Raw genomic sequence first — 689 nt, 5'->3', positions numbered from 1 at the left:
TGGTCAAAGCGGGCGTGGCAGGTGGCGCGGGCGGTCTGGGTGACACGATCACCTATACCTTCACGGTGACCAACACCGGCAACGTGACGCTGAACGGCGTGACCGTGACCGACCCGCTGCCGGGCCTGAACCCGGTGACACCGGCCTCGATCGCGAGCCTCGCGCCCGGTGCGACGGACACGTTCACCGCGACCTACACGATCACCCAAGACGATATCGACGCGGGTGGTGTGAGCAACCAGGCGACGGCAACCGGCGGTTACACGGATCTCGATGGCGATCCGCAGTCGGTGAGCGACCTGTCGGGCACGGATGTGGACAACAACACCACGACCGTGACGCCGCTGGCGCAGGATCCGGGTATTGCCTTGGTCAAAGCGGGCGTGGCAGGTGGCGCGGGCGGTCTGGGTGACACGATCACCTATACCTTCACGGTGACCAACACCGGCAACGTGACGCTGAACGGCGTGACCGTGACCGACCCGCTGCCGGGCCTGAACCCGGTGACACCGGCCTCGATCGCGAGCCTCGCGCCCGGTGCGACGGACACGTTCACCGCGACCTACACGATCACCCAAGACGATATCGACGCGGGTGGTGTGAGCAACCAGGCGACGGCAACCGGCGGTTACACGGATCTCGATGGCGATCCGCAGTCGGTGAGCGACCTGTCGGGCACGGATGTGGAC

Annotated in this window: 1 protein-coding gene; it reads left to right on the top strand. The window is 66.3% G+C overall.

All coding sequences use genetic code 11. The features are described from left to right. A partial coding sequence (locus Q9295_RS17970) for a CLIPPER-2 domain-containing protein (protein ID WP_306681962.1) occupies nt 1-689 on the top strand: 689 nt, incomplete at both ends.

Origin of the sequence: Pseudogemmobacter lacusdianii (assembly GCF_030848395.1) — a bacterium.
GTDB lineage: Bacteria > Pseudomonadota > Alphaproteobacteria > Rhodobacterales > Rhodobacteraceae > Pseudogemmobacter > Pseudogemmobacter lacusdianii.
This window is presented reverse-complemented; position numbering and strand designations above follow the sequence as displayed.